The sequence below is a fragment of the Arthrobacter sp. CAL618 genome (assembly GCF_000468215.1).
GTDB lineage: Bacteria > Actinomycetota > Actinomycetes > Actinomycetales > Micrococcaceae > Arthrobacter_D.
The window spans coordinates 1-10,726 of the sequence record NZ_ASZW01000149.1 but is presented as its reverse complement, the minus strand read 5'-3'; the positions used below and the strand labels follow the sequence as shown (position 1 = coordinate 10,726).

9 protein-coding genes (1 of these 9 cut by a window edge) are annotated in these 10,726 nt (G+C 64.8%); 4 read left to right on the top strand and 5 right to left on the bottom strand.

Going from position 1 to position 10,726, the window contains the following annotated elements; all coding sequences use genetic code 11:
• Both K728_RS23190 and K728_RS23185 read left to right on the top strand, forming a co-directional pair.
• Window positions 1–148, top strand: partial view of an acyl-CoA thioesterase gene (locus K728_RS23190; RefSeq protein WP_443110949.1) — the 3' portion only. Its footprint begins 176 nt before the window's first position; the window shows 148 of its 324 coding nt (coding positions 177–324); its start codon lies beyond the left edge, outside the window; it ends in the stop codon at window positions 146–148.
• Entirely contained in the window at window positions 73–333 is a 261-nt protein-coding gene (locus tag K728_RS23185; protein ID WP_162148040.1) for a hypothetical protein, read from the top strand. Before K728_RS23190 ends, K728_RS23185 begins: the two co-directional genes overlap by 76 nt.
• A gap of 81 nt (window positions 334–414) precedes the next feature.
• On the opposite strand, the gene fdhA is transcribed toward K728_RS23185, so the two are convergent.
• Together fdhA and K728_RS0108965 are read right to left on the bottom strand one after the other, a co-directional pair.
• Window positions 415–1,632, bottom strand: coding sequence for a formaldehyde dehydrogenase, glutathione-independent (gene fdhA, locus K728_RS0108970; RefSeq protein WP_024476496.1), 1,218 nt, complete (start codon window positions 1,630–1,632; stop codon window positions 415–417).
• A 177-nt stretch (window positions 1,633–1,809) separates the two neighbouring features.
• Window positions 1,810–2,280: a DUF4383 domain-containing protein gene (locus K728_RS0108965; protein ID WP_024476495.1), complete on the bottom strand. Its 471-nt coding sequence runs from the start codon at window positions 2,278–2,280 to the stop codon at window positions 1,810–1,812.
• 246 nt (window positions 2,281–2,526) lie between these two features.
• Between K728_RS0108965 and K728_RS0108960 the strand changes: the two genes are divergently transcribed.
• Window positions 2,527–2,766: a YegP family protein gene (locus K728_RS0108960; protein WP_024476494.1), complete on the top strand. Its 240-nt coding sequence runs from the start codon at window positions 2,527–2,529 to the stop codon at window positions 2,764–2,766.
• 23 nt (window positions 2,767–2,789) lie between these two features.
• On the opposite strand, the gene uvrA is transcribed toward K728_RS0108960, so the two are convergent.
• Entirely contained in the window at window positions 2,790–5,324 is a 2,535-nt protein-coding gene (uvrA, locus tag K728_RS0108955) for an excinuclease ABC subunit UvrA (protein WP_024476493.1), read from the bottom strand.
• Window positions 5,325–5,334: 10 nt separating this feature from the next.
• The gene (locus tag K728_RS0108950; protein WP_035747708.1) at window positions 5,335–8,616 is read right to left on the bottom strand and encodes a DEAD/DEAH box helicase; all 3,282 of its coding nucleotides are present in this window, start codon (window positions 8,614–8,616) and stop codon (window positions 5,335–5,337) included.
• Window positions 8,617–8,750: 134 nt separating this feature from the next.
• Here K728_RS0108950 and K728_RS0108945 point away from each other — a divergent pair, with 134 nt between their 5' ends.
• The gene (locus tag K728_RS0108945) at window positions 8,751–9,974 is read left to right on the top strand and encodes a hypothetical protein (RefSeq protein ID WP_024476491.1); all 1,224 of its coding nucleotides are present in this window, start codon (window positions 8,751–8,753) and stop codon (window positions 9,972–9,974) included.
• Between the two features lie 21 nt (window positions 9,975–9,995).
• Here the strand turns inward: K728_RS0108945 and K728_RS21260 are convergent, their stop codons facing one another.
• Window positions 9,996–10,700 carry a hypothetical protein gene (locus K728_RS21260; protein WP_162148042.1) on the bottom strand — a complete coding sequence of 235 codons (705 nt, stop codon included), beginning with the start codon at window positions 10,698–10,700 and terminating at the stop codon, window positions 9,996–9,998.
• Window positions 10,701–10,726: the final 26 nt, after the last annotated feature.

Sequence of the window (10,726 nt, the reverse complement as noted above, 5' to 3'; positions counted from 1 at the left end):
GGGACGGGAGCCGAGGGTGACCAGCCTCCGGTTGCACTGTTTTCCTCGGTCAATCCGGGCATCCAGGCGCTCGTGGTCGAGCACCGGGTCAGGTTTGTGGACACCCTCGATTACCGCAACGTTCCGGCGCGGATCGATGTCTGGGTGAGTGCCCTCAAACCGGCCAGTTTCACCCTCTCCTACCTGGTCCTGGACCCCCTCACCGGGGTGGCCTGTGTAAAGGCGGAAACGATCCTCGCCTTTGTCGACACGAACTCAGGGAGCGTCCTACGGCTCAGCGAGGAGCAGAAGGACGCCCTGACGCCGTACAGAGGCGCTTCGCTGTTCCCCTGACTCCCCTGACAAACCCGGCCGCTGGCACCTGACACGCAAGGCTGCGGGCACCAGAAGTGGCGCCCGCAGCCCAGATGCGTCTTACGAAGCCACGTACCCGTGAGGATCGAGCACGTACTTGGTGGCGGCACCGGCGTCGAACTCCTGATAGCCGCGAGGTGCGTCAGTCAGACCGATCGCCTTGGCGTTCACCGCCTTGGCAATCTGCACCTTGTCATGCAGGATCGCCATCATGAGGCCCCGGTTGTACTTCATCACCGGACACTGGCCGGTGGTGAAGGACAGGGACTTGGCCCAGCCAGTTCCGAGGCTGATGGACAGGGACCCGACCTTCGCGGCGTCGTCCACGGCTCCCGGGTCACCCGTCACATACAGGCCAGGGATGCCCAGTGCGCCGCCAGCAGCGGTGAGGCTCATCAGCGAGTTGAGCACCGTGGCAGGCGCCTCGTGGGATGCATCAGACCCGTGGCCGCGCGCCTCGAAGCCCACCGCATCCACACCACAGTCCACCTCGGGCACACCGATCAGTTGCTCGATTTGATCCTTCGGATCGCCCTTGGATACGTCCACGGTCTCGCAGCCGAAACTGCGAGCCTGCGCCAGGCGTTCCTCGTTGAGGTCGCCGACGATCACCACAGCGGCTCCGAGCAGCTGCGCCGATACAGCTGCTGCAAGGCCAACAGGGCCCGCACCAGCAACATAGACCGTGGAGCCAACGCCCACCCCCGCGGAGACCGCGCCGTGGAATCCCGTGGGGAAAATGTCCGAGAGCATGGTCAGGTCCAGGATTTTCTCCAAGGCCTGATCCCGGTCCGGGAATTTGAGTAGATTCCAGTCGGCGTAGGGCACCAGGACGTACTCCGCCTGGCCTCCCACCCAGCCGCCCATGTCCACGTACCCGTAGGCACTTCCCGGGCGGTCGGGGTTCACATTCAGGCAGATACCCGTCTTGCGTTCCTTGCAGTTTCGGCAGCGTCCGCAGGCAATGTTGAAGGGCACCGAACAGATGTCGCCCACCTTGATGAATTCGACGTCGCGGCCTACCTCAACGACTTCGCCGGTGATCTCATGGCCCAGCACCAGATCGGAGGGGGCAGTAGTACGGCCCCGGACCATGTGCTGGTCGGAGCCGCAAATATTCGTAGTGACAGTCTTGAGGATGACACCGTGGTGCACCTGACGGCCCACATTGGCCGGGTTCACTCCTGGTCCATCTTTTAGCTCGAAGGTGGGATAGTCAATATCGATGACCTCCACTTTCCCGGGTCCTTTGTAAGCAACGGCTTTGTTTCCAGGCATGAGCTTCCCTTCCGTTTCCGAACAGCCCTGTCGTCGGTGACCGGGCTCATAGTGAACGTATCGTGATCTGGGTTGCACCAAGGTTGCAAGTAGGTTGCAATCGCCTTAAACCAGATTGCCTTGCACCAACAGGGTCGGTGCAAGGCAACATTTATGATCTGGGCCGTAGGCCGCTGATTAGGTATTGGTTGATTGGCCACCTCCACGGGTCCGGGCGATATGCACAATAGCTACGGCGCCCGCGACCAACGCGAGAACCAGGTGCATCCAGTTACCCGCCGCATTGAAGGACAGGAAGTTGGCCGTCGAGTTGAGATCGATGACCACCCCGTAGATCCACATGATCAAAAACAGGGCACCGCTGCCCAGCAGGAAATTGCGGGCACCGAAGCTGTCCCTGCTCATGATGATCCCGGCTGCTCCGACAACCAGATAGACGAGGTTGAGCAGGATGGACACCTGGAAGACGCCGAAGAGCAGCGCCTCCGAGCCGCTAGCCAAGGCCAGCGAACCATACTGTGTCGTCAGTCCTGGCACAAAGGCCAGAACGCCCAAAAGCAGAAAGACTACTCCCATTCCCATTGAGCCAGCGCGAACAAGCTCATGGGTCACGTGAAAGTCACGTGCATGGTGTGATGCTGTAGTCATTTCCCCTCCCTTGGATCGAGAAAAGAACCTGATGAAATTGGAACCTATTCGCCGGGCTTTTACAGGGCCGCTGGCAGTGGTGTGACTACCGTGCCAGCACTTCTATTTTACCGCTGGTAGAGGAAGCCGGATAGGACGAAAGACCTGAAAATACCGCGAAAATATCCTCCCGGACCGTACCCATTGGACCTAAGGATGCTTAGTATGTAGGTACCGTTCAGACATTCCTTACAAGGAGGTAAGAAAGTGTCAGGCTACTTCAAAATAGTGGATGCGCACGACGGCGGGTACCGGATCAAACTCATGGCAGGAGACGGCGCGCTGGTGGCTGTTTCCACCTACTACCAGACGAAACCCGAAGCGGTCGCAGGCATCGAAGAAATGCGTGAAATTGCCGGCACCGGCCCGGTCGCCGATCAGAGCCACAGTTACCACCCCAGCGCGAATGCGGCGGGAAAACAGGCCATCAGCGGGCAGCGCCGCTGACCAGGTTAGGTGGTTGAACGTCCTCAGTCGGCGGTGTTGAGTCTCCGCGTCAGGTAGGGCGCGGTTCGGCTGACAGTGCTGTCAGCGACCGACGACGGCGTCCCTTCGGCCACGATCCGGCCGCCGTCGTCGCCGCCGGAAGGACCCAGGTCCAGCACCCAGTCCGCCGCGGCGATCACCGACATGTCGTGTTCGACGACGACGACGGTGTTGCCGGCGTCGACCAGGTTGTTCAGCTGCGCGAGCAGCAGTTGCACGTCCGACGGGTGTAACCCGGTGGTGGGCTCATCCAGGAGATACAGGGTGTGGCCGCGGCGGGCGCGTTGCAGCTCGGTGGCGAGCTTGATACGTTGCGCCTCACCGCCGGAGAGCTCGGTGGCTGGCTGGCCGAGCCGCAGATAGCCCAACCCCACCTGGCGGAGCGTGGTGAGGCTGCGTGCAGCGGCCGGAACGTCGGCGAGGAATTCCGCGGCGGCGTCGACGGTAAGTCCGAGGACATCGGCGATGGTCCGGCCCTGATAGGTGATCTCAAGGGTCTCCGGATTGTAGCGCGCTCCGTCGCAGGTGGGGCACGGCCCGTAACTGCCTGGCAGGAACAAAAGCTCGACCGAGACGAATCCCTCGCCGAGACACGTCTCGCAACGGCCGCCGGTCACATTGAAGGAGAATCGGCCGGCTCCGTACCCGCGGGCTTTGGCTTCGTCGGTGGCGGCGTACAGCTTGCGCACGGTGTCAAACAGGCCCGTGTAGGTGGCGAGGTTGGACCGGGGGGTCCTGCCGATCGGGCGCTGATCCACCCGGACCAGCCGGTCGATCAGGTCGAGGCCTTCCACATGGCCCACGGTCATGTGGTCCCCGGGTGCGCAGTCGCGGTCGCTGCCGTCGTCGTCGGAATCCTCCGCCGGGGCGCCCGCCCGCAGGTAATCGTTGACGACGTCGGCAAGCACCTGGGAGACCAGCGTGGACTTGCCGGAGCCGGAGACACCGGTAACGGCGGTCAGCACGTTGAGGGGTATGGCCGCGTCAAGGCCGCGGAGGTTGTGCCGGGTGATGTCGCTGAGCGTGAGCCAGCGGCTGGGTTCCCGCAGTGATGCAGGGGCGGCGGGTGGCGCTTGTTCCGGGAAGAGGAACGGGCGGGTGACTGAGGCTTCGACGTCGGCCAGTCCCGCCACAGCACCGCTGTAGAGGACTGCGCCGCCAGCTTCGCCGGCTTTGGGTCCCACATCGACCACCCAGTCCGCGCTGCGGACCACGTCCATGTCGTGTTCCACCACGAACACCGAGTTACCCGAGGACTTGAGCTGCTGCAGCACCTCCAGCAGCGGTTCCGCGTCGGCGGGATGCAGACCGGCCGAGGGCTCGTCGAGGACGTAGATCACACCGAACAGGCCGGAACGGAGCTGGGTTGCGATCCGCAACCGCTGCATCTCACCGGGGGACAGGGTGGGGGTGGGTCGGCGGAGACTGAGGTAGCCCAGCCCCAGGTCCAGCAGCACGCTGACGCGCTGGTGCAGGTCCTTGGTCAGGGTGACGGCAACCTCCGTGGTTTCACCGGAGCTCAGGGCGCGTGAGCTGGATCCCGCGTGCTGCAGGGTGGCGGTGGGTTCAACGATCGCCGCGAGCTCGGCCAGGGGGACAGCGGTGAGCTCGGCGATCGAGTACCCGGCGAAGGTCACGGCGAGCGCGGCCTGTTGCAGGCCGCTGCCCTCGCACAGCGGGCAGGGGCCGCTGTGCATGAATTGGAGGACACGTTCCCTCATCGACTGGCTGGAGGAGTCGGCGAGCGTGTGGAGCACATAGCTCTTCGCGCTCCAGAAGCGGCCCTTATAGGGCTTGGCGACCCGGTCCCGCTGGGGGGTGACCTGGACAACCGGCTGCTCTTCGGTGAAAAGGATCCAGTCACGAGATTCCTTCGGGAGCTGGTGCCACGGGGTGTCGATGTCGTGACCAAGTTCGCCCAGGACGTCGCGAAGGTTTTTGCCCTGCCAGGCTCCCGGCCAGGCGGCGATGGCGCCGTCGCGAATGGTCAGGGACGTGTCCGGAACCAGGGATTCCTCGCTGACGGTGTGGGCGATGCCCAGTCCGTGGCACTGTGGGCAGGCGCCGGCGGCGGTGTTGGGGGAGAAGGAATCGGAGTCCAGCGACTCGGCGCCCTCAGGGTAGGTGCCCGCCCGGGAGAAAAGCATCCGCACCGAGTTGGACAGGGTGGTGACGGTGCCCACCGTCGAGCGGGAGCTGGGTGTGCCGCGGCGTTGCTGGAGGGCGACGGCGGGCGGCAGACCGGTGATTTCGTCGACCCGCGGGTTGGAACCCTGCTGGATCAGACGACGCGCGTAGGGGGCGACGGATTCGAAGAACCGGCGCTGCGCTTCGGCGTAGATGGTGCCGAAGGCGAGTGAGGATTTTCCCGAGCCGGAGACACCGGTGAAGGCGACAATTGCATCCCGTGGCACGTCGACACTCACGTTGCGGAGATTGTTTTCCCGAGCTCCGCGCACCTGGACAAATCCGGTGGTGGGGGTGGCTGCGGGCAGGTCGGCTGATAGTTGTTGACTCACCCCTTCGACTTTAGCCCTCCAACAGGCCCCGGATGTCGTCGGCGGTCAGGGCTGAGCTGAAGACGGCGTCATCATCGAGCACCGAACTGAACAGTTTGGCCTTCTGTTCCTTGAGCTTCATCACCTTTTCCTCGATGGTCCCGGTGGCCACCATCCGGTAGACCATGACGTTGCGGGTCTGGCCGATGCGGTGGGTGCGGTCGACGGCCTGCGCTTCGGTGGCGGGATTCCACCACGGGTCGAGGAGGAACACATAGTCGGCTTCGGTGAGGTTCAGGCCGAACCCGCCGGCCTTGAGGCTGATCAGGAACACCGGCGCCCGGCCGTCCTTGAACTTGTTGATCACGTCCCCGCGGCGCAGGGTGGACCCGTCGAGGTAGCTGTACTCGATCCCCTGGGCAGTTAGCCGCTCGGCGGCTTTTTTCAGGAACGAGGTGAACTGGCTGAACACCAGGGCCCGGTGCCCCTCGGCCACCACATCCTCGAGCTGTTCGAACAGGACGTCGAGCTTCGCCGACGGGACGCCGTCGTACGCCTGATCCACCAGCGAGGCGTCCAGGCTCAGCATCCGCAGCAGGGTGAGGGACCTGAAGACGATCATCCGGTTGCGGTCCAGGTCCTCGATCAGGCCGAGCAGTTTTTGGCGTTCGCGCTGCAGGTGGGTCTGGTAGATCTTCCGGTGCCGGGGATGCAGCTCAACCTCCAGGACCTGCTCCTGTTTAGGGGGCAGGTCAGAGGCGACAGCCTCCTTGGTGCGCCGCATCAGCAGCGGCCTGATCCTTCGGCGCAGGCGGGCGAGGCGTTCGGTGTTGCCGGACTTCTCGATCGGGTTGCGGTAGTCCTCGGTGAACCGGCGGGCCGACGGGAACAGGCCCGGCGCGGTGATGGAGAACAGCGACCACAGCTCCATCAGGTTGTTCTCCATCGGCGTGCCGGTAATGGCGAGCTTGAACGGCGCCGAGAATTCCTTGGCGCACAGGTGCACCTTGGCGGTGCGGTTCTTCACGAATTGCGCCTCGTCGAGGATCAGGCCAGCCCATTCCTGTGCCTGGTAGCCCTCGAAGTCGAGCCTGAACAGGGTGTAGGAGGTGACGACGACGTCCGCCCCCGCCGTCAGCGCCGCCAGATCACTGCCGCTTTTCGCCTGGGTGTCGGTGACCCCGACGATGGCGAGGCCAGGTGTGAAGCGCTGGGCCTCGGCCACCCAGTTGGGAACCACCGAGGTGGGCGCGACGACGAGGAACGGTTTGGTTTCGCCGGTTTCCTTGGCGTGGGCGAGCAGGGCCAGGGTCTGCAGGGTCTTGCCGAGGCCCATATCGTCGCCCAGGACCCCGCCGAGTCCGTGGTGGTGGAGGAGGGCCAGCCAGTTGAAACCGTCCTGCTGGTACGGGCGGAGCGTGGCGATCAGGGTAGAGGGCAGAGAGGTGGGGGTGATTTCCTGCAGGTCGTTCAGCCCTGCGACGGCGCTCCGCCACCCCTGAGCCTCCTCGGTTTCCTCAGCGAGGTCCTCGAACTCGGCCCACAGCCCTGCCTGATACCGGCTGATCTTCAGGCCCGGCTCCCACTCGTTCAGCGCGCGGGCCTCTTCGATCAGTTCGCGGAGCTGCTCGAACACGGGCTGGTTCATGGACAGGTAACTGTTGTCCACCAGCTTGATCTTCTTCTTTCCCTCCGCGAGGGCCCGGAAGATGTGGTCGAACGGGATCTTGCGCCCCTGCACTGTCACGAGGACGCCGAGGTCAAACCAGTCGCGGTTGTCGGTTTCGACTGTGGTGATGATCAGTTGGGCGGGCTCGGTCAGTTCCTCGTAGGTGGGCTGGTCGCCGATCACGTCAACCCTGACGCCAGCCAGTTCCAGGAGCTGCGGCAGGGTGTCCTCGGTGAACTCGAGGGCTGCCATGTCCTCGAGAGTGAGCGCCTGGAGCGGGGTGGTTCCGAGGTGGGCGCGTGCGGTGCGGAGGATTTCCGTTTCGGCGGACGGGTCCCGATAGTCCTGCCCGCCGGGGACCGGTCGCAGCGGTTTGCGCGTGACGTCCTGGCCGAGCCGATACTCCCAGTCCCAGGACAGCTCCAGCCGGTCGCCGGACGTGTAACGAGCGGTCAGGATCAGCAGGGGAGGGGCGATGTCAGGGAACGTCACCGACTCGTCACTACTGATCACTTCGATGGCCTGGCGCAGCCGCGGATAGAAGCTGTCGAGGAACAGTGGCTTCTCCCCGGCTGGGATCACCACCGGGGCCGTCTGCAACAGCAACCCGATGTCGTGATCGGTGAGACGCCTGGGTGTGGGGGCCAGCGTAATGACAGTGCTCTGGGTGGGGCTGCCTGGCTGCACTGTGTAGATGCCGTGGGTGCTGATCGGCCTGGCGGTGTCCGCTGGGTGCTGATGACCGTTGATTTCCAGCACCGGGCACAGCTGCAACTGTTCGTCCGGGGTGGAGGTCGCGTCGAGTTTCAGGCTGGCCAGGCCGGCCAGGACCACCGAGACGCCCTTGGTCGAGCCAACAAACTCGACGCCGAGGCGTTGCGCTTCCTTGAGCAGCTGCCAGAGCAGCGGGTTGCTGAAGTCTTCCAGATAGAGCCACGAGTCGTTGTTGCCGAAGTAGCTGACCCCGGTTCCCCGATGCAGGGAAGGGAACTGGGAGAACCACCGGTGCTGGTCGGGGTCGAGGAGGACACCGTAGGTCTGGTAGCTGATGCTGCCCCAGGACAGGTTGTTCTTGACCCAATTGCCCTTGCTGTTGCGGACCACCGGGCGCACCCCGAGCCGTGGTGTGGCTGCCTTCCGCGATGATCGGGGTGACCCCCAGCCGTGCTGCGGGCTCGCGGCGGCGCGCAGCTCAAACTGAAGCGCCAGCGGGGTGGGCGGGGTCGGAGTGGCGGCGCCGTCGTCGGGCGTTGGAGTGATCAGCCCGGTCAGCGAACTTTGCCAACCGACCTGCGCTGCCTTCCGGACGGGGGTCGTGAGTTCCTTCCGGGAGAGCAGATGCTCGGTGTTGCTTTGCAGCGCTGTGGCGGCGACGTGTTTGCAGTCGAGGCTGATGGGGCAGCTGCAGAAGCTGTCCCTCAGGTGGAACCGCCCGTCGCCCTTTTCGCTCAGGAAGAGGCGGGTGCGGTAGGCGGCGGGAGAGTTTCCCTGCACCCGCGCGTCGAGGGTGTTGCCCGCGGGGTCCCAGTCGAGCTGGGTGACCGCACCCTGTTTTGCATAGGTCTGCCCGCGCTGGAACGAGGCGCCACCGACCATCCGGATGATGTCGGTGACATCGATCATGGGGGAGCTGGTCCGTGGCATGGATTAATGCTCTCACGCGCCACCGACGAATCGCGTGGGGCCCGAAAGGCTATGAGGCAGCGAACTGGGGTGATTAAACCGGTGACTTGTACCTTCCCCGGGAGTACCATCTGGGGGAGAGCAGGGAGCAGGCCATGAAGCCAGGTACGGGTGTGCAGCGTACATGGGCGGGCGGCGTTCTCACGGTGCTGCTCGTCGCTCCGACCCTCTTTACGGCCGCAGCAGCGGCGCCACCCGGCGGTACGCAGCTCAGTGACCTGCGGTATTACCAGGCCGCGGTCAATCTTTTCCCGGAGACCGACGGAGCCTACGCGGGTGCCGTCTCATTCCGGCAGGAGGTCAAAGGCGAGGCATCGGTGGAGGTGTTCCTGTCCCGGGCGGCCACGATCAGCTGCCCTGACCTGAGTGAGGACATTGCCACCACCACAGTCCAGACCGAAGGCCGGGAGTCGCGAGAGCCCGGTCCGGTAGAGCTCGACATAGGGCGCAGCCTCGACCAGGCTGTGGGGCACGCAATCGTGGATCTGAGAGTCACCGACAGCCCGGGCTGCGGTGAACCTGAGTCGGTCTCGGTGCTGTCCGCACAGGAAGTCCAGATCACAGTTACTGGGACGACCCCCCGGTTCTTCACGGGTATTGGCGGCACCACCTCGTCGGGCTCCGACCGGTCGAGTGGACGATCCTACGACTTTGCGCGCGATGGCACCGGTACCCTCAGCGTTGGTTCGCTCATCGCCGGCGTCGAGAGCCCCGCCGCGTTCCTGAAATTCGCCGTCGAACGGCAGCGTACCCGCGGCGAAGCTCCGGTTGCGCCGGATCCGGTCGCCCCGCCAGGCGGCACCGGGGCGCGGGGTGACTACAGTGCCGAGTTTGAACCTGCCGGCGGCCTTGGGGTTCTCTTCGAGGACGCGATCGTGCAGGCCAGCACCACTAGCCCACCGGAGCGAGTAACGACGGTCAGCGCGTCGAGCCTCACCGTTGAGCTGGTCGACTGCGGTGACGGCGCCACCGCCCTCCGTGAGCAATTCGTTGTCGGGTCGGGGCCGGGTGTGCTGAGTATCGGCCGCAAGCTGGGAACGGCGACCGCCTCGGGGGCCATCCAGTTCGAGCGATTCGTTACGGACGGATGCCAGGGTGGCGAGACGGTAACCGACACCGTCGTTCTCCCGGTGACTCTCACGCTCACGGCGACAGCGCCGATCGTGCGGGTCAGCGATACCCGATGGCAGATCCGGCCAGGCGAAGGGGCTCAGCGCACGAAAGGCTGGTATCTCGGGCGTGAGGCAGCCGGCACAGTGGCGGTCGGGGCGGTGGCCGGGACGGTGAATCTCGCCGCTATCGGCTCCTCCGGACCCTGACCAGCGATGAGGGTGGGGGCGTTAGCTGGTGCCGCCATCGAGTACATCGACGTGCACGTGGTCGAGGTGACGCAGGATCTCATTACCCGGGGCAGGTGCTTCGTAGTAGTGCCAACCACCCCGGGATAGATGAGCGCTCCAGAACTCGTCGTCGAAAATGACGTACTGGATGTCCAGGTCGTCGGCATGCGCGACGAGCCAATGCGACAGGATCCATCCCTGGCGCCGGTTGTCCTCGTTCACCGGGCGGAAGAAAATGTCGATGGCCCGACCGTCGTAGTGAGTGGATTCTCCGCCGTGTCCCTGGCCGACCCCGCCCGGAGCGAACCCACCCAGGCTCTGGTCGCCGAAGACCTCGGTCATGGTCACCCGCACCTGTTCGGCGCGGGGCGTGAGTCCAGAGTCGGTCAGCTCCTGTTCCTCGAGGTCGCTGGCTGCGGAGCCACGGCAGCTCAGGCTGGGACCGGCGTCATCGGTTGGCCCCTCAGCCAGTCGTTGCAGGACCGCAGGGTCAATGCCAGTGGTGTCGGGGGTTTCCAGTCCCCGGAGGCGGAGCGCAACAGCAGTGGTGGCCAGCTTCGCCTCGTCGCGGTCAAGCCCGACGTCGCCCTGAAGCGTTTCGACAGTGCACTCGGGAGCGTCCAGGAAGGAGCTGCCCTCCAGGCGCAAGCCACCAGCCAGGCCGGGGCCAAGGAACACCAGCACCGATCCGGCTACCCCGAGCAGGAGAACCCCCAGGGCCGCCCAGCGCG